We start from the raw sequence: 19,559 nt of genomic DNA, 5'->3' as shown, positions 1-19,559 counted from the left end.
TTGATGTTGCAAAAATGTGATCGGCGATCAGGATGATGTTCTTTAATCTAGAAGTATCTTGGAGCTTAATTTGTACTTAGAACCGGGATGGTAGAGCAATGCAAAGCTGATGAGCCGTTCTTTGCTCCATGTTCTTCTATTCAAAAGCAGGCAAGGCTCTGATTCAGAAAGTTTTAGTGACGTTCTAATTTGAGAGTCAGGAATAATGGCTTCAACCGTATGCTCGATAGCACTCAACGGGCAGCTTTTTGAAAGGTATTCATTGGGGGTAGAGGTTGAAAAGTCTTGCTCTAGGTATTTTGGAGCGGCTTGAGAGTTCACCCAGCGCGCTTCCAATTGAATCGGTGCGTTGTCGGCAAAGTGTATGATTTCACTATAGAACACTTCTGCGTTAATCATCACACCTAACCGTGTAGCCGTGCTTTCATCAGCCTTGATACTATCGTGCTTGATAACTTGGCTAGTATACGTTTGGCCTCGGTCTTTGATCTCTTGCGCGATGTTGTTGATATCAAGCAACGGAGATTGCGCTTTTTCGTCTGGTTCACAAACAAAAGTCCCCAGTCTTGGTTTCCTGATGAGCTTGCCTTCAGACACCAAATCTCGAATCGCTTTATTGACCGTCATTCGACTCACATTGAACTGCTCGGTAAGTTCGAGTTCTGTGGTTATCTGGTAACCCACTGGCCAGTGACCACTGTTGATCTTGTCATCTATGAACTGTTTTATCTGAAGGTAGAGCGGCGCTTTCGACATAATGAAACCTTATTTGACTATACAAATAGAGTAACGGAATTTTTCACGATTTCAACATTTCCTCGGGCAATGTGACCTTATTCAACATAGATGGGGCAAATTGCTTGATTCTGTGAGGCAAGTGTCGCAAATTGTCACGCAATAACTATTCGTAAATCAGATAATTAGAAAGGGAAATAATATGTTTAAGAAATTAAAGGCCTCGTTGGGCATCGGTGCAGCAAAGGTTGATACCGTCTTAGATAATATTGAAGTTTTCCAAGGTGGAGAGTTGTCTGGCAATGTTCACATTGTTGGTGGTGACGTTGAGCAACAAATCGACCTGATTAACTTGGTTCTCAACACAGAAGTAAAAGTCGAAACGGAAGACAGCACCAGCTACGAAACTTTTTCACTGGGTCGTATTCAAGCCGTAGAGCCTTTCGTGATCCAACCGGGTGAAACCAAATTGGTGCCATTCCGTCTTAAGTTAAATGATGAAACGCCAGTTACCGCGTTGAACGCACAAATGAACCAATGCCATGTGTGGGTTGAAACCAACCTAGATATCGGCTTCGCGATTGATCCTAAAGACCGTGACTTTATCTCCGTTCATCCACTGCCAACAGTCGCTAAAATTATCCAAGGTGTGGAAGCATCGGGTATGGCAATGGTGAAAGCAGACGTAGAGAAGGGCTTCTTGAAAGGCAACAGCTTTGCTTCTCGCTCTGGCTGTTACCAAGAGATTGAATTTCGTAGCGGCGGCTTTACGAATAATAAAGAGATCGAGCTATCATTCATCGTTGAAGGCTCAATGGTTCACTGCCTAGCAGAAATCGACCGCTCAATGAGCTTTCGTGGCGACCAATATATCTCATTCAGCTTGCCAGCTAACGCAGCCGACTCAGATATTCGCAACGCTGTATCAAGAATCATGAGTGCGTAGTTAACTCTCTGTTAGTAGTCGCTCTGTCGATTAATAGAGATAAGACAATACAACTTCTAAAGCCGAGCTTAACCGTTCGGCTTTTTTGTTTGTAAATAAAGACAAAGAATCAATCATTGAACGTTAGCTTAGGGTGTTAGAAGGCCCTGTATAGAAGAGACATTTAAGTTATGTAGTTTTTGTGGCGCTGTGGGACTAACATTGTCATTTCATATAATTTCGTTACAATGTTCGGCTACTCACAAATGGGGCATCTGTATTTGCTTCTATGTGGGTATCTTTATTATGCATATATCTCCGATCAACATACTTGTTGGTTGAAAAACATATATTAAACATTTTCATGTGTTGCTTGGTGTGCAACACCACTGTAAAGGACAAATAATGCCAATTATTACTCTTCCTGACGGTAGTCAGCGTCAATTTGACAACCCTGTATCAACTCTAGATGTTGCCCTATCAATCGGTCCTGGTCTTGCGAAAGCAACCATTGCTGGTCGTGTAGATGGCGAGCGTGTTGATGCTTGTGATCTTATCGAAAACGATGCAAGCCTAGAAATCATCACAGCTAAAGATGAAGTTGATGGCCTTGAGATCGTTCGTCACTCTTGTGCTCACCTTTTAGGTCACGCGATTAAGCAGCTTTTTCCAGAAGCGAAAATGGCGATCGGTCCTACTATTGATAACGGTTTCTACTACGATATCGACCTTGAGCACTCTCTAACGCAAGAAGATCTAGAAAAGATTGAAAAGCGTATGAAAGAGCTAGCGAAGACCAAGTATCAGGTTGTTAAGAAGAAAGTTAGCTGGCAGGAAGCGCGTGACGCATTCGAAGCTCGCGGCGAGACTTACAAAATCGAAATCTTGGATGAGAACGTTTCTAAAGACGATCGTCCAGGCCTGTACCATCATGAAGAATACATCGATATGTGTCGTGGTCCCCACGTTCCACATATGGGCTTCTGCCAACACTTCACACTACTTAACGTAGCAGGTGCTTACTGGCGTGGTAACAGTGACAACAAGATGCTTCAACGTATCTACGGCACTGCATTCCATGACAAGAAAGCGCTTAAGGCTCACCTAGTGCGCCTAGAAGAAGCGGCTAAGCGTGATCACCGTAAAATCGGTAAGCACTTAGATCTATTCCACATGCAGCAAGAAGCACCAGGCATGGTGTTCTGGCATCACAACGGTTGGACTATCTTCCGTGAGCTAGAAGTATTTATTCGTCAGAAGCTGACTGAGTACGATTACCAGGAAGTAAAAGGCCCATTAATGATGGACCGTGTTCTTTGGGAACGTTCTGGTCACTGGGATAAGTACGCTGAAGCGATGTTCACGACTTCTTCAGAGAACCGTGAATACGCGATCAAGCCAATGAACTGTCCTGGTCACGTTCAAATCTTTAATCAAGGTTTGAAATCTTACCGTGATCTACCGCTACGTATGGCTGAGTTTGGCTCATGTCACCGTAACGAGCCGTCTGGCGCACTTCACGGCATTATGCGTGTTCGTGGCTTCACTCAAGATGATGCTCACGTATTCTGTACTGAAGACCAAGTTCAGCAAGAAGTTAAAGCTTGTATTGAAATGGTTTACGATACTTACACAACTTTCGGTTTTGAAAACATCGTTGTTAAGCTATCTACTCGTCCAGAACAGCGTGTAGGTTCAGACGAAATGTGGGACCGTGCAGAGGCCGATCTTAAGCAAGCGCTTGAGGCGATGGAGATTGCATACGAGATTCAAGAAGGCGAGGGCGCGTTCTACGGACCTAAGATTGAATTTACTTTGCATGATTGTTTGGACCGCGCATGGCAATGTGGTACAGTGCAGCTCGATTTTGCATTACCAGAACGTTTAGGTGCAACTTACGTCGGTGAAGATAACGAGCGTCACACGCCAGTTATGATTCACCGCGCGATTTTAGGTTCACTAGAACGCTTCATCGGTATTCTTATTGAAGAATACGCTGGCTTCTTCCCAACGTGGTTGGCGCCAGAACAAGCAATTGTTATGGGCATTACAGACAAACAGTCTGAATATGTACAAGAAATTGCGAAAAAACTGCAAAAAAGTGGATTTAGAGTCAAAGCAGACTTGAGAAATGAGAAGATTGGCTTTAAAATCCGCGAACATACTTTGAAACGTGTACCGTTCATGCTTGTGTGTGGTGACCAAGAAATGGAAGCCGGCGAAATTGCAGTACGTACACGTAAAGGTAAGGACCTTGGCAAATTTAAAGTGGATGACTTTATTTCATACATCCAAGCCGAGGTTTCAAGCCGTAAGCTCAATCTGGAGGAATAGCTATTAAAGGCGGAAGACGTGGCCAACAACCGGCCAAACAAAACCAGCACCGTTTAAACGGTGACATTCGTGGCGTTCGTGAAGTGCGTCTAACTGGCGCAGACGGCGAAGCTGTTGGTGTAGTAACAATCGCTGAAGCGATGGAAGCTGCAAATGAAGCTGGTATGGATCTTGTAGAGATCAGCCCTAACGCCGAGCCGCCAGTTTGTCGTGTGATGGACTACGGTAAGTTCCTCTTCGAGAAGAGCAAAGCTGCGAAAGAGCAGAAGAAAAAGCAAAAGCAGGTTCAGATCAAGGAAATTAAATTCCGACCTGGAACTGATATTGGAGACTATCAGGTAAAACTACGCAACCTGACTGGTTTCCTTGAAGACGGCAACAAAGTGAAGGTAACAATTCGCTTCCGTGGCCGCGAAATGGCTCACCAAGAAATCGGTGTTGACGTTCTTAATCGTTTGAAAGTAGATACTGAAGAATTTGCAGTTGTCGAATCTTTCCCAACGAGAATTGAAGGTCGCCAGATGATCATGGTGTTGGCCCCTAAAAAGAAGTAATTAACGGCTTTGCAAGTAATTAAACCCTGCAGCCTCAGGTTGCGGGGTTTTATTCGCCCTAATTACTATGTTATTAACAACTCAACAATGCGGAGTTATTCATCATGCCTAAGATGAAAACCAACAAAGGTGCTGCTAAGCGTTTCCAGAAAACTGCTGGTGGTATTAAGTTTAAGCACGCTGGTAAACGTCACATCCTGACTAAGCGTACTACTAAGAACAAGCGTCAGCTACGTCCGAACTCGATCCTTCCTAAATGTGAAGTTGCTCAAGTTCTACGTATGATGCCATACGCTTAATTCTTTTTAGTTTATAAATTCGTTTAGTTTAGGAGAAGCATAATGCCTCGCGTAAAACGTGGTGTACAAGCTCGTGCACGTCATAAGAAAGTTCTAAAACAAGCTAAAGGTTACTACGGAGCACGTTCACGTGTTTACCGCGTAGCTTTCCAAGCAGTTACCAAAGCTGGTCAATACGCTTACCGTGACCGTCGCAACAAGAAACGTCAATTCCGTCAACTTTGGATTGCACGTATCAACGCGGCATCTCGTCAAAATGGTCTATCTTACAGCCGTTTCATCAATGGCCTTAAGAAAGCATCTATCGAGATCGACCGTAAGATTCTTGCTGACATCGCAGTATTCGACAAAGCAGCATTTGCTGTTCTAGTTGAAAAAGCGAAAGCATCTCTATAATTTAGAGTTAGCTTAAAGGTTTAATAAAAGGAGAACTTCGGTTCTCCTTTTTTATTGCCTGCTATTTGGCTTTGCCGCATTCTCTCGCATCTAATTTTTATTCGCTTGAACAAGCATTCTGGTATATAAACATTTACCTAACCTTTAAATGTTAAGCGACCGAGATAAATGACCGCACCGACTACTATGACGTTCTTCGAACGTTTTGAAACTGACATCCTTTCTGGCAAGAAGACGATTACTATTCGCGATGAATCTGAGCGCAATTACCAACCAGGTAGCGTTGTAGAAGTATCAACGCTAGAGCAGGGACGTGTATTCTGTAATCTTAAGATCATTAGTGTAGAACCAATCTTGTTTGATGACTTAGGTGAGTTCCATGCGGAGCAAGAGAACATGACGCTAGAAGTCCTCAAGGGTGTGATTCAAGATATCTATCCGGGTATCTCTCAACTGTATGTGGTTTCTTATGAGTTGGTAGCTTAAGCCTGATTGGATTAGATTGACTAGCTAGGGATGGCGATTAATGAGTAATAACCAGCAGACACTGCTTCAGCTTTACTGTCGTGAACAGCAAGAGCAAACGTTACTGTCTAAGAATGACCTTGATAGTGAACTGAGCGAGAGTGCCGATTATTTAAAGTGGTGCGAGAGCAAAAGAAACTTTGTTGAAGAAGATGTCTTAGGGCGGACTTGGGTAAAAAGTTGCCCAGCAGGGTACATTACCGAGGTTCACTTTCATTCTGATGGTAGTCTAACGGAATATCGTTTGTTTGACCGATTTGAAACCCAAGGTCATTGGTTGCTGAAAAGCGGGCTGCTGCAAGTCGAAATCAATAAAGGTGACAATCGTTACCAGTTTGATGTTGTCGCGTGTAAAGACCTTAATATCCATTCTGCGGTTGAGTATAAGAACGGTGAGCTACATTCGTACTTGAAGCTTGTTCAAGTTGAAAGCTAAACGCTGATTCGTTTTATGAGCAAATAAAAAGCCAACAGTGATGTTGGCTTTGTTGTTTTCAATTCGACTGAGTACTTCTAATCAACGCGCTATTAAGTTAGGCCATTAAGCTTCGAAGTTCGCCAATCGAGTATAAAGTTCGCTGTCTTGGTCTTGCTTTGTACATACCGCCAATAGGTCTTCAATAAAGTACTTCAGTGCACGCGCTTCAATTCGGCGAATGCCTTGTTGTTGCTCTTCAGTCAGATAACCGTAGATAGTTGCCGCTCCAAAGTCGCCAAAGATCATCTGACCTTGCTCATTCACTAAAGTGTTGTGTGCGTATAGATCACCATGACAAACTTTGTTGGCATGAAGATGTTCAAACACATCAATCATCTGTTCGGTAATGCTATTGATCTGAGCAATTGAAAGCTCGAAGCCTTCGTTGAACGTATCGCGAGTGCAGCTTTCAAGAGTAGGGGGCAAACCTAGGTTGTAATAGTTGCTCGGGATAAGCTCCATCACCAATGCTAGGTAGTTCTCTTCATCAACTTGTGCGATAGACTTCACTAGGTTGCTATGTTGGCCTGCTTGAAGACATGCTTCAAGTTCATCATGTGGGTAACCGTCACTGGTCACTTCGCCTTTGAATACTTTAACCGCCACTTCTTGTGGGAAATCAAAGTCACCGTTTAACCAGTTAGCATGAGAAATTACACCAGACGCACCTTGGCCCAGCACTTGATTGAGTGAGTAGCATTGCGAGCTTACGGCAGGCACGCTATCTAAGCTACTTGGATGTTTGCAAAATGGGTTACCCGCAAACGCTAACCAAGCCAGTTTTGGTAGCTTGATAAGGAACTCTGGGAATTCAGTCAGTTGGTTTGCAGACAGACGAACCAGTTCAAGGTTTGATAGCTTTTCCATACTTTCTGGTAAAACACGAATCTTGTTACCTGCCAATGCGAGCTTTTTCAGGCGTGGTCTTTCACCTAGTGAGTGAGGGAGAACCTCGATTGCATTGTCTGTCAGGATCAACCAACGTAATTGAGCAGGTAAAGATTGCTCGCTGACGGTTTTAATTTGATTAGATTTGAAGCCAACCATTTCGAGCTTAGGAAGAGTACCTAGAACATCAGGAAGGTGCGTGAACAGGTTATTCGACGCGAAGATGATACGCAGGTTAGTCAGCTGTGATAGCTCGTCTGGTAAGCTTGATAGTTGGTTTCCATAAAGGTCTAGAACCTCTAGAGAATCGGCAAGCTCTAAGATCTCTTATGGAAATTCAGTGAGCTCTGCTGACAGTTTTAAGTGCTTAATCCCTTTAAGTTGTCCTGATTTAAGTTGTTCTAGAGTATGCAAACCTTAGCCTTATGAATAGATGTTCGAGGCGTGTAGTTTACTTGTCTCAATCGAGAAAGGCGAGCACCGGAGCGATGCTCGCTTAACTACACTAAGTGAACGAATTTACGAAGGTTAAAGTCGTATATGGTTTTGGCTGACGCCGACCTCCTTAACAAAATCAGCATCATGACTCACCAAGATAAATGCGCCTTGGTATTCACGTAAAGCGGACGCCAATACTTGCTTTGAGTCGATGTCTAGATGGCTGTCCGGTTCATCGAGCAATAGAAGTGGGGTGTCTTGTTTGTGGCTAACGATCAACATCGCCAGTTTCATTTTTTCACCACCACTTAAATAAGCCACTTTTCGGAATACAGAGTCTCGTCTGAATCCAATCCCTGCCAACAAGGTTCGAGCGTCACTTTCTGTTAACCCAAAGCTGTGTGTCATCAAACTATCGAACATGGTGTCGTTGGTGTCCAACAGGCCAAAGTGTTGATCCAAGTATACCGTCGCCCCTAAGCGCTTAATGGATCCAATATAGTTCGAGTGTTGGTCATGAATGGCTTTTAACAGTGTCGATTTTCCGCACCCGTTAGCCCCGGTTAGATAGCATCGTTCCCCTTGTGATAGAGAGAAGCTAATAGGAGCACCAGAACCAAAATTTAGGAGACACTCTTCAACGGTTAATAGTGAGTGTTTTTTAGTAGCATCCGCTTGTTGTAGGTATAACGCTTGTGGCTTCAGTTGCTCTTGTTGTTCTTTAAGAGATTGAAGTTTATGTTGGTTTTGATCCTTTAAGTTCCTGTGGCTTGTTGCCGATGCTCCTTGGGTTCGTCCTGCTTTATCTTTCATTGCATCCAATAATATCTTGGGTTGGCTACCTGATTTTCGGAGTTGGTTACCTTGAGATTCACGTTGTTGTGCTTTTTCCTTGTTAGTCTGAGCTTGGCGCTCGAGTCGTTTCTTCTCCGATTGGTGATGCGTTATCTGCTTGTCCAGTGCTTCACTTTGACTCGACATTTGCGTGAAGTAATCATCGTAATTCCCTTTATAGAAACGCATGCCCAAACTGTTGAGGTGATAGATCCCTTCCATGTGTCTCAACAAGCTTCGATCGTGACTGACGACAAGTACTTTTCCTTCAAACAACTGGCATTGTTCTAGTAACCAATTGCGCCCTTCGTTATCCAAATGGTTTGTAGGTTCGTCGAGAATCAGTATGTCGTGGTTTGATGCGAATAACCGATGAAGCTGTAAAAGGGCGAGTTGCCCACCACTCAATGTATGGCACGGCGTGGTTAACCCACTGGTTATTTTCAATGTGGCTAAAAGTTGCTTCGTGTTCGCTTGTAAATCCCAATCCTCGCCAACGATATTGAAGTGCTGAAGTGCTGAAGTGCTGAAGTTCGCAACTGCCTTGCTCTATGGCGTGCAATGCGTCTAACTTTTCGGTGAGCCCTAAGAAGTCAGCGATGGTGGTGGCGGAATCCAGTAGCGTTGATGGCAACTGGGAGTAAAAGCCGATCGAGCCTTGTTTGGAAACACTGCCTGATGTGGGTTGTGTTTGCCCGACCAGTAACGAAAGCAGTAGTGACTTTCCAGCCCCATTTCTTCCGACTAAGCCTGTCAGGCGACTGCTCAAACTAAAGGTGATGTCTTTGAATAACCACTCACCAGTATCGAGTTGGAATGAGAGATTGTTGGCTAATATAGTAGGCATAAAATACCTCCCTTTACGTGTAAACGAGTAAAAGGGGTGAGGCGCTTTTCTACATAGACTCCAACATAGGAGTCTAAGAATAGATCGCCAAGACGTTACTTAGGTAGCGTACCAATCAAAGATAGGAAATAGAGTGCTGATCTGATTTCTGTCTTTAAGGTACTGATCTTAAAGATGTAGCTTGTCAAAAAACGGATCTTTAAGAGCTTGATTTGTCGCGAAAATAGATGACGAAGTAACGCCCACTAACCCCGAGTGTCCAAATGATTTTTATAAAAATAAATCGGATGTCAGGATGTTAGTACTTCATTATGGCGTTATTCTCTTTTGAAATGATGGTGGGATGTTACTGAAAGAGAGTGCTTAAAGTCAATATGGTGGTGTGATTAAAATGTATCCAAATAATTAAAGCGCCTCATGCCTATATATAGATATAGCCATGAGGCGCTTTAGAGTGTTCTTTGAAAGCAAGGGCTTCAACGAATGTGGAAATTACAGGTTTTGCCCACCGACGGCACGCCAGCACATGTCAAAGCTATCGCTGATGTACTTGGCTGACTGCTCTGGTGGTAACTCATTCTGCTCAGTCAACCAGTTTGCACAAATCAAAAAGTGGCTGTGGATGAAGTGCCTAACAAGGTTGATGTCTAACACCGTCAGCTCACCAGTTTCCTGTCCTTTCAAAATGATCTCGTCTAACGATGCGAACATCTTTGAGACGATGACTTCTCGAGTTTGAGTCGTTGGGTCGAAATGAACATTGGTGAAAAACTTCATCGCAACTGGATTTTCTAGCGCCCATTCAAGCCCTGTGATCCACATGAACTTAAAGGCTTGGTAGCGATCTTGTTCAGCGATTTCTGTGTGCTGGTCAAGGGTAGAAAATAGCTCTATTTTCAGTTCACGAAACAGTTCATCAATCAGTAGAGATTTGTTCTCGAAGTGGTGAAACAGTGTCGCTTTTGCGACGCCTGCTGTTTTCGCTATTTGTCCTGTAGATGTGCCCTCTAGCCCTTGCTGAGAAAAAAGCAGGAGTGCAGCATCTAGGATTTTTTGCCTTTTCGTAATCATCTATTTAGTACTTTGAACAGAATCTTTTTAATTGGGTTGTTGTAAGGAGGGTGCATTAACTTGGTGAAGTTAATTTTTCCTCTACTTAGAACGGTTTTGCCATGGCTAAAGGTCTTAAAGCCTTCAATGCCGTGGTAGTGTCCCATGCCTGAAGGACCAATGCCACCGAACGGCGCATCTTCTGCCGCCACATGCACTAGCGAGTCGTTAATACAAACACCGCCAGAATGTGTATTTGATAAGAACTGGTCTTGGGTTTGCTTATCATGACTCATCAGATACAGAGCAAGTGGACGTTCTCTTGCTGTGATGTAGCTGATCGCTTCTTCAATAGAATCATAAGGAACGATAGGCAGTACGGGGCCAAACAACTCTTCTTGCATTGCGAGCATGTCGTCGTTCACTTCGGTTAGAAGGTGTGGCGTCATTCTGTGGTTCACATCGTCTTGTGCTTGCTCGGTGACAGTGTGAACAACTGCGCCTTTAGATTGAGCATCTGTAATCACTCCCTTCAAACGATTGTATTGACGCATATCGATCACTGAAGTTAAGTCTTTGCTCTCAATGCCTGCTTTATACAGCTTTTTGAAGTACAGCTTATAAGCTGTGATGAACGCGTCGACTTTTTCTCGTGGTAATAAGATGTAATCGGGCGCCACGCAAATCTGGCCAGCGTTCAAGCTTTTTGCAAACAGGATGCGTTCAACGGCGTCAGCCACATCAAAGTCGGGAGCAATAATCGTTGGAGACTTGCCGCCCAATTCCAAGGTTACAGGCGTTAAGTTATCGGCTGCTGCTCTCATGACGTGCTTACCCACAGAGGTCGAGCCAGTAAATAGAATATGGTCAAACGGGAGCTGGCTAAATTTAGCGGAAACGTCAGCTTCGCCTTCGATAATCGCGACTTGATCTTCACTAAAGCCTTCGGCCAGCATGGATTTTAAAACTCGGTTGGTCGCAGGAGTAAACTCGGACATCTTGAGCATTGCAGTGTTGCCCGCCGCTAACGCAGTGATGAGAGGACCTAAAGAGAGCATCACCGGGAAGTTCCAAGGAACAATGATACCGACAACACCCACTGGCTGATAATGAACGGTGATTTTCGCGGGCGTAAGCATTAATCCTGCTTTTCTGCGAGATGGCTTCAACCACTTCTTAAGGTTCTTCATGCTGTAATTGATCTGGTGAAGAGAAGGGGTGATATCAGCAATCAAGCTGTCGTGTTTTGCTCGATGGCCATAATCTTCAGACACCGCATCAATCAATTGCCCTTGGTAGCGCATTAGCAACGCTTTTAATTTTGAGAGGTCTTTTCTTCTCTGCTCAAGCGCTGGATTAACATTACTGCGGTAGTGATCTTTTTGTCGGTTGAATATTTGATCCATGTCGTTGATGTTCGACGTGGTTGGTTCAAGGTCTAGATTATGGCTCATAGTATCCCCTAAATTCGAAAGCTGACCGATTGGTTGGTCGGTTAAAATTACAAGAAGATTGAATCGAATACAAGATATGCACGAGAAAAGTTCAATAATTGAGCGGCTACAACATTGAAGTGAGCGAGTTTTAGTTGGAAGAACGAAGTGTTTATAGGTATCGAATCACGGGATACAAGTTGTGTTTGTGATAGCGAGAGTTCAGATTGGGAAGTGCGCATATTTGTCACAACCCTGACTTAACTTGACCAGATTAGCTAAGAATTTTATGTGTCTTTGGTATTTTATTCACCTGATTCTTTGTTAGAAAGTGCTTTAAATCTAATGCGCTTCAGCCTGTTTTTTGGCCTAAAACCTTGTAATACCTTACCTGTCACTTTAAGTCGGGTCGACGATAAAAAAACGTAATCGTAACCACAAATATCAATGGTTGGACTCACTCTTAATAATATCGGTTAATGCAGCCAACAAATCGTTTTCGAACGTTTTTTGTTGGGTTATACCTCGCTATTCCAATGAGGTATCTTCTGTCGATGGCCCTATAGTGTGAGGTCTCTAGAATTGGAAAATTCGGTTAATTTGGAACGCATCCGTGCTGAGTATAATGTAAAGCACTGGAGCCAAGGTTTTTATGGAATTGATGATAATGGCGAGGTGTATGTATCACCGAGCGAAACCGATCATCAAGTTCCGCTAAGTCAGATCGTAAAACAGTTAGAGCAGAGAAATATTGGTTTGCCTGCTCTTGTGCGTTTTCCTTAAATAGTGCATCAACGTGTGCACAATATCTGTAACGCATTTAACCAAGCGATCGATGAATATCAGTATGACAACCGTTACTTGCTTGTTTACCCGATTAAAGTTAACCAACAAAAAGAAGTGGTTGATGAGATCTTAGCGAGCCAAGCTCAATTAGAGCAAAAGCAGCTAGGCCTAGAGGCGGGCAGCAAGCCTGAATTATTAGCGGTATTGGCACTGGCTCAAAAAGCGAGCTCGGTGATCGTGTGTAACGGTTACAAAGACAGAGAATACATCCGTCTTGCTCTTATTGGCGAAAAGCTGGGTCATAAAGTATTTATCGTTCTAGAGAAGCTATCTGAGCTTGATCTTGTTCTTTCTGAAGCGAAAGCGCTTGGCGTGAAACCTCGTTTAGGTTTACGTATTCGTCTTGCTTCTCAAGGCGCAGGTAAATGGCAAGCAAGTGGTGGTGAGAAGTCGAAATTCGGTTTGTCTGCATCACAAGTATTGACCGTTATTGAACGCTTGAAAGCAGAAGATCAACTGGATGTTCTAGAGCTAGTACACTTCCACCTTGGCTCGCAAATGGCGAATATTCGTGATGTACGAAATGGTGTGAGTGAAGCGGCTCGTTTTTACTGTGAACTGCGTGATATCGGTGCTCAACTGAAGTTCTTAGACGTTGGTGGCGGTTTGGCGGTCGATTACGACGGCACACGTAGCCAGTCTTCAAACTCAATGAACTACGGCTTGCTTGAGTACGCTCGCAACATCGTAATGACAGTAGGGGATATTTGTAAGCTCTACAATCAGCCTCAACCTGTGATCATTTCTGAATCTGGTCGTTCGTTGACTGCGCATCATGCTGTGCTTGTTACTAACGTGATCGGTACAGAAAGCTATTCTCCGGAAGATATGGCTGCGCCTGAAGCTGACGCACCAATGTTGCTAAACAACATGTGGAAGAATTTCTTAGAGCTAGATGCGGGTAATGATGACCGCGCGCTGATTGAGATCTACAACGACACGCAGAGTGATATCGCAGAAGCGCACAATCAATTTGCCACAGGTATGCTGAATCTTCAGCACCGTGCTTGGGCAGAGCAGATGTCTTTGCGTATTAACTATGAACTTAGTTCTCGTATGAGTACTAAGAACCGTTATCACCGTCCTATTTTGGATGAGTTGAGCGAGCGTTTAGCCGACAAGTTCTTCGTGAACTTCTCGCTGTTCCAATCTTTACCAGATGCGTGGGGTATCGATCAGGTATTCCCTGTATTGCCTCTAAGTGGTTTGGATAATGCGGACGAGCGACGCGCTGTAGTATTGGATATTACTTGTGATTCTGACGGTACGATTGACCAGTATGTTGATGGTCAAGGTATTGAAACGACTCTGCCAGTTCCTGCATGGAACCCAGATGAACCATACCTGATGGGCTTTTTCTTAGTAGGCGCATACCAAGAGATCTTGGGTGATATGCATAACCTATTTGGTGATACCCACAGTGTAGTGGTGAATGTTGATGAAAGTGGTGAAGCGAATATCGACTACATCAACGAAGGCGATACGGTTGAAGACATGATGCGTTATGTTCACATCGATACAGATCTGATTCGTCAGAACTACAAAGATTTGGTCACAGCGAAAGTACCAGCACAAGAGCAGCAAAGCGTACTTGAAGAGTTAGAGCAAGGCTTGATGGGTTACACCTATCTTGAGGATTTTTAATGAACGATCTATTTACCAAACCAGATTACTCGCTGTACTCCAACGCGATGACGTTTATGCGTCGCCCATTGGTACAGAACCCAATTGATCACGATGCTGATGTGGTTGTGTTGGGCGCGCCGTTAGATATGGCGACGTCGGGTCGTCCGGGCGCTCGTATGGGACCTGATGCGATTCGTCGTGCGTCGGTAAACTTGACGTGGGAAGGCAAAAAGTTTCCTTGGGACTTCAATGTATTTGAACACACCTCGGTGATTGATGCTGGCGATCTTGTGTTTGATTGCGGTGATGCTGAAGACTTAACTCAGCGTTTAGAAGCAGCCGCTGATGCGATTCTAAACAGTGGTAAAACACTGTTAGGTTTAGGTGGCGATCACTTCATTACACTGCCTTTGCTAAGAGCATACGGCAAGAAGTACGGTGAGATGGCTCTGATTCATTTTGACGCGCACACTGATACTTACAGTCAGGGCAGTCGTTACGATCACGGCACCATGTTCTACCATGCGCCAAATGAGGGGCTAATCTCGCCTGAGCATTCTGTGCAAATAGGTATTCGTACAGAGTATAAGCAGGAAGGTCACGGCTTTAATGTTATTAATGCGATGCAAGCGAATGACATGAGCGTGGATGAGATCATTGCTCAAGTAAAAGGTATTGTTGGCGACAAACCTGTTTATGTAACGTTTGATATTGACTGTCTAGACCCTGCGTTTGCTCCGGGTACTGGGACACCAGTGTGTGGTGGTTTGAATTCAGATAAAGTGCTCAAAATCATCCGTGGCTTACAAGGTATCAACATGGTTGGTATGGATGTAGTAGAAGTGTCTCCAGCCTATGACCAAAGCGAAATTACCGCTCTAGCTGGTGCAACTATCGCACTTGAGCTGCTTTACGTTTGGACGGCAAATCGTTTAACAAAATAAAATAGTTAGCGAGCCATGTTGAACGTGACAATCTCGTTTTACAGATAAACACCATATTGCGGTACATGATCTTCTAAAAGCCGCCCGAGTTAAACTCGGGCGGCTTTTTTGTATCTATTGTTTTGTCCTAAAACGTATTCCTTTTGATATGTGTATATCCAATGATAAGTCATGACTATTGTTCCTCCATAGCACCTTAATATGTTGATGGGCATATATGAAATTGGGGAAATATACGCTTAATAAATGGTTTTTCATCCGCTTTGTGCTGAACATTGTCTCAAGTTTGGGACTACTCTCTGCTTTATTGCTATCACATCGTTTGCCTCAAGCAATGTCTTATATTCGCTCATGATTTATCTACTTTATTCCTGTATATCTTTATAGGATTAAAGAGATGTAACATCGCTGTGAGTTTATTTGCATATAAATCAATGCACTACTAACGTTTAATTTGTGTTTTAGAAATCCATAGAGAATAAGTGAATTTGTGAAAAGGAGTCTCTTAGCACAGACATGGCATTTTTTATGGGGAAGACTAGGCTTAACAGTAAGTAAACTATAAAAAAAACAGGTTAAATACTTATCTCTTTTCAACTCGAAGAGGCACAACAAAAGATTGGCCATTGATGAGGGGTAAGTATGAATTTGATTAAAGCCTGTAATGATTAACAAAAATAATTTGTACAGCTCTAGATAAGAGTGCTTGTGATAACGGGGGATATATGGATATTGAGGTTTCGCGCCAAGCTGCGGTTGTTGAAGCAGTAAGTGGGGATGTGGTTGTAGTAACACCTGACGGCAGCCCAAAAAAAGTTCTAGTTGGCGATATCATCCGTGAAAATGAGATAGTCATTACCGCAAATAATGCAGAACTTGTATTGGGTGTTCCAAATGGTGAGGTTCTGGTTGGCGATAATTGTGTTGGATGTATTGACCAAGAATTGTCTTGGGCAGATGCCCCAATCGCCGGAGAGGTCAACTTCGATTTAGAGCAATCTGACGACGGAGCCTTTACTGACGATGATATTGCGGCAATCCAAGAAGCTATTTTAGGCGGCGCCGATCCTACTGAAATTTTGGAAGCAACGGCTGCTGGTGAAGGGCTAGGCTCTGCAAATGCTGGCTTTGTTACGATTGAATACAATAATATTCAAACTCAGCCCTCGACATTCTTTGAGACATCAGGGCTTGCGAAAGAAGAGGTAGAGGAAACTCGAGAGGAATTTAGAACGATCACACGTTCAGCTGGTGGTCAATCGATCAGCGAATCAGTCACTGAAGGTTCTATTTCTGGCAATACCTACCCCCAATCTATTACGACCACAGAAACGATTATTGCGGGCAGTTTAGCTCTAGACCCAGATTCTTTTGTCCCAGACACACTCTCCCTTGCTTCACTCCTAAGTGAGCTTAATAACGACATTACATCAAGCGGCCAAGTTGTCACGTTTACTTACGACTCGGTAACGAATTCCATTGTTGGTGTTCAAGGTACTGACGAAGTATTACGTATCGATATTGATGCTACTAGTGTTGGCAATAATATCGATATCTCATTAACCACCACGATTTCTCAATCTATTGATCATGTTCCGTCTATCGGTGGTGGGCAGGTTTCTTATACTGGCGATCAAATTAACTTTGCTTTTGATATTCAAGGTGAAGACTCCGCAGGAAACCCAATAGCATCACCAATTAATGCGCTGGTTACTTTATTTGACGGAGTGAATCCGTCTGCTGAAAGCGTGAATATCAATAATGTAGAAACGAGTAGTGCACCTATTGAAGGCACTTTTTCTAATATTGGAAGTGATAAACTTCAATCTGCTGTCTTTGATGCAAGTGCGTTAGAAGAGTTTGATGGGCTGCTCAGTGATAACCAAAATACGGTTGCAAGACTGTCTGATGACGGAACAACGATCACTCTGTCTATTCAAGGGAGAGGTGAGGTTGTTCTCACAATCTCCCTCGATACCGATGGCACATATAATTTCCAACAGTTTAAACCAATAGAAGAAGTGAGCTCCGACACGCTTTCATTCTCTCTACCGATTACGGTTACCGATTTTGACCAGGATGTCGTAACGAATACGATTAAGGTTGATATCTCTGATGGTGATAGCCCGTTCATTATTAATGTTGATGGCATCGATGTTGATGAGTCAGGCATTGTTGGTGGCTCACAAGAAGGAACAACCCCAGTAGGTGGTATTGGCAGTATCACAGCAAGTGTTTTTGAAAGTGACATTATTGACCATTACGAACTTGAACCGACTGAATTTAATACAGCGGGAGCCTTGGTTTCCAATGGTGCTGCCGTTCAATTAGAGTTAGTTAGTCAAACCAATGATGTGAGAACGTATGAAGGTTATGTTGAGGTCAATGGATCTCGAATTACGGTCTTTGACGTTAAAGTCGATAGTCCATCATTGGGGAATTATGAATTTACTCTGTACGAATCGCTTTCACACCAAGGTGCTGAAGGTGAGTTGCTAACCTTTGTATTGCCCATTTACGCGGTTGACGCGGATGGTGACCGCTCTGCACTGTCTGGTGGGTCAAACACACCAGAAGCTGCTGAGATCTTAATCAGTGTAAAAGATGATGTGGTCGAACTCATCGATAATGTCGTTTCCGTCGATGAACCGACTTTGGCGGGTGATACTGTTGTTTCTTATAATCTATTCAACTTTGAGGGTGCGGATGGTTCGACAATCCAATCATTGTCTTACGATGGGGTCGAATACAAGTTAGACCAAAATCTACTCCCAGATGCGGCACAAACTTTCCCATTTACAGAAGGGGTTGCAACGATTTCACTCAATGGTGATTTTAGTTTTGAAGTCGCTCGTGATATCAACCACTCAAGCAGCGAAACCATAGTAAAACAATTTGCCTTTTTAGCTGAAGATGCTGATGGCGACGAGAGCTTTTCAACGCTTGATCTTAGTATTACTGATGGCCAAGATCCGGTAATTAACCTAGTTCCACCAGTGACATTATCTGAAACGAATCTTGGTGATGGATCTTCGCCAAGCGGAAATGCGGTTAGCGCCACTGAAACGATTACGTTTACAGCCGGTAGTGATGATGTCGCGAGTTTTCGAATTGATCCAAACTTGTTCAATTCTAATGATACGCTCAAATCGAATGGGCTTGTCGTTGAACTCAAGGAAGACCCCCAGAACTCAGGTACTTACATAGGTTTTGTTAACGATGGGGTAAACCCTGATGTCCCAGTATTCACGATTAGCTTTTCTACAAGTACATTAGGGGAATACACCTTCACGCTGCTTGAAGCGTTAGATCATGAAGATGGCCTTGCAAATAACGATCTGAGCTTTGAACTGCCTGTTTATGCCGTGGACACTGATGGCGATAGCTCGCAAATTTCCCCGCTTACAATGACCATCGGTGATGATGTGCAAATCATGAAAGATGGTGTGCTCAATATTGTTGAACCGACGGTTGCGGATTTGGCTGCTGGTAAGGTGACGACTGCCACCATTGATGTGATGCCTGATCAGAGTGCTGATGGCGCGACCATTACCCAGATCACGTATGATAATACCGTTTACACCTTGAATCAGGGCTTAACGGGAGAGCAGCTTATCACTGTGCCTGAGGGAAAGCTGTTTGTTACCCTTGAAGGTGAAATACGCTTTGAACCCAATCGCGATTTAAACCACACAAGCAGCGAAGATATCGTTAAGACGATCGTGGTGACGTCAAGTGACTTTGATAAAGATCCGGTGACATCCACCGTTACTTTGACCATCACCGATGGTGATATTCCAATCATCAATACTATTCCAAGCGTCACGCTATCAGAATCTAACCTTACAGATGGCTCGGCAGCAAGCAATGTTCCTGTGAGTCAAACTGAGACTATTCAGTTTACCAATCAAAGTGATGATGTCGTCAAGTTCCGTATCGACCCTGCTCAATTCAACACGAACGACGCGCTTAAATCGGGCGGGTTGGTCGTTGAGCTTAAAGCTGATCCAAACACGACTGGTGCGTATATCGGCTTTGTGAAAGATGGAGCCAACCCAGAAGTTCCGGTCTTTACTATTAGCTTCTCTACCAGCACGGTGGGTGAGTACACCTTTACTCTACTTGAAGCATTAGATCATGCTGATGGCCAAGCAAATAATGAATTGAGCTTTGATTTACCCGTTTACGCGGTCGATCGTGATGGTGATGATTCATTGATGTCGCCGTTGAAAGTGACGGTCAGCGATGATGTGCAAGGCATGCAAAACCAAACGTTAACCATTACTGAGCCAACGGTGGCTGATTTGGCTGCTGGTGTTGTTACGACTGGCACTGTTGATGTGATGCCAGTGCAAAGTGCAGATGGTGCAACAATCACTCAGTTCGTTTATGACGGACAACTTAGAA

Annotated in this window: 13 protein-coding genes and 2 pseudogenes; 10 read left to right on the top strand and 5 right to left on the bottom strand. The window is 43.8% G+C overall.

The genetic code is table 11. The features are described 5' to 3' along the window. Nucleotides 1-42: 42 nt before the first annotated feature. The gene (gene hutC, locus ACED53_RS09345; RefSeq protein ID WP_017099838.1) at nucleotides 43-756 is read right to left on the bottom strand and encodes a histidine utilization repressor; all 714 of its coding nucleotides are present in this window, start codon (nucleotides 754-756) and stop codon (nucleotides 43-45) included. Nucleotides 757-937: 181 nt separating this feature from the next. Here hutC and ACED53_RS09340 point away from each other — a divergent pair, with 181 nt between their 5' ends. The 7 genes from ACED53_RS09340 to ACED53_RS09310 all read left to right on the top strand — a co-directional run bounded on the left by ACED53_RS09340 (nucleotide 938) and on the right by ACED53_RS09310 (nucleotide 6,204). Next, entirely contained in the window at nucleotides 938-1,681 is a 744-nt protein-coding gene (locus tag ACED53_RS09340; protein WP_017099839.1) for a sporulation protein, read from the top strand. A gap of 384 nt (nucleotides 1,682-2,065) precedes the next feature. Continuing rightward, complete coding sequence (gene thrS / locus ACED53_RS09335; RefSeq protein ID WP_029223062.1) at nucleotides 2,066-3,994, top strand: threonine--tRNA ligase; 1,929 nt, start codon at nucleotides 2,066-2,068, stop codon at nucleotides 3,992-3,994. 2 nt (nucleotides 3,995-3,996) lie between these two features. Then, nucleotides 3,997-4,548, top strand: coding sequence for a translation initiation factor IF-3 (gene infC, locus ACED53_RS09330; protein ID WP_077680304.1), 552 nt, complete (start codon nucleotides 3,997-3,999; stop codon nucleotides 4,546-4,548). Between the two features lie 104 nt (nucleotides 4,549-4,652). After that, nucleotides 4,653-4,847, top strand: a complete 195-nt coding sequence (gene rpmI / locus ACED53_RS09325; RefSeq protein ID WP_004738430.1) for a 50S ribosomal protein L35 — start codon at nucleotides 4,653-4,655, stop codon at nucleotides 4,845-4,847. A 42-nt stretch (nucleotides 4,848-4,889) separates the two neighbouring features. Further along, on the top strand, nucleotides 4,890-5,243 hold the full coding sequence (rplT, locus tag ACED53_RS09320) for a 50S ribosomal protein L20 (protein WP_004733517.1): 354 nt from the start codon (nucleotides 4,890-4,892) through the stop codon (nucleotides 5,241-5,243). Nucleotides 5,244-5,411: 168 nt separating this feature from the next. After that, the gene (yqfB, locus tag ACED53_RS09315; protein ID WP_017100131.1) at nucleotides 5,412-5,729 is read left to right on the top strand and encodes a N(4)-acetylcytidine aminohydrolase; all 318 of its coding nucleotides are present in this window, start codon (nucleotides 5,412-5,414) and stop codon (nucleotides 5,727-5,729) included. 40 nt (nucleotides 5,730-5,769) lie between these two features. Then, nucleotides 5,770-6,204 carry a hypothetical protein gene (locus ACED53_RS09310; protein ID WP_017100130.1) on the top strand — a complete coding sequence of 145 codons (435 nt, stop codon included), beginning with the start codon at nucleotides 5,770-5,772 and terminating at the stop codon, nucleotides 6,202-6,204. Between the two features lie 105 nt (nucleotides 6,205-6,309). Here the strand turns inward: ACED53_RS09310 and ACED53_RS09305 are convergent, their stop codons facing one another. From ACED53_RS09305 to ACED53_RS09290, 4 genes and pseudogenes are all read right to left on the bottom strand, one after another. Next, on the bottom strand, nucleotides 6,310-7,458 hold the full coding sequence (locus tag ACED53_RS09305; RefSeq protein ID WP_032499071.1) for a leucine-rich repeat-containing protein kinase family protein: 1,149 nt from the start codon (nucleotides 7,456-7,458) through the stop codon (nucleotides 6,310-6,312). Nucleotides 7,459-7,662: 204 nt separating this feature from the next. Continuing rightward, a pseudogene (locus ACED53_RS09300) lies at nucleotides 7,663-9,253 on the bottom strand (ABC-F family ATP-binding cassette domain-containing protein). A gap of 492 nt (nucleotides 9,254-9,745) precedes the next feature. Further along, a complete protein-coding gene (locus ACED53_RS09295; RefSeq protein WP_017100129.1) occupies nucleotides 9,746-10,324 on the bottom strand; it encodes a TetR/AcrR family transcriptional regulator in 579 nt (192 codons plus the stop codon). Beyond that, the gene (locus ACED53_RS09290; protein WP_017100128.1) at nucleotides 10,321-11,757 is read right to left on the bottom strand and encodes a coniferyl aldehyde dehydrogenase; all 1,437 of its coding nucleotides are present in this window, start codon (nucleotides 11,755-11,757) and stop codon (nucleotides 10,321-10,323) included. The genes ACED53_RS09295 and ACED53_RS09290 overlap by 4 nt, the downstream gene beginning before the upstream one ends. A 579-nt stretch (nucleotides 11,758-12,336) precedes the next feature. Here ACED53_RS09290 and speA point away from each other — a divergent pair. The 3 genes and pseudogenes from speA to ACED53_RS09275 all read left to right on the top strand — a co-directional run. Further along, nucleotides 12,337-14,226 (top strand): annotated as a pseudogene (gene speA, locus ACED53_RS09285) (arginine decarboxylase). Then, the gene (gene speB / locus ACED53_RS09280) at nucleotides 14,226-15,152 is read left to right on the top strand and encodes an agmatinase (protein WP_102579950.1); all 927 of its coding nucleotides are present in this window, start codon (nucleotides 14,226-14,228) and stop codon (nucleotides 15,150-15,152) included. Before speA ends, speB begins: the two are co-directional and overlap by 1 nt. 725 nt (nucleotides 15,153-15,877) lie before the next feature. Further along, on the top strand, nucleotides 15,878-19,559 hold a 3,682-nt coding region (locus ACED53_RS09275), incomplete at its 3' end, for a retention module-containing protein (protein WP_371692782.1).

The organism is Vibrio sp. 1F169 (genome assembly GCF_041439605.1).
GTDB lineage: Bacteria > Pseudomonadota > Gammaproteobacteria > Enterobacterales > Vibrionaceae > Vibrio > Vibrio tasmaniensis_A.
The sequence above is the reverse complement of the archived record's forward strand: the minus strand, read 5'-3'. Positions and strand labels throughout refer to the sequence as shown.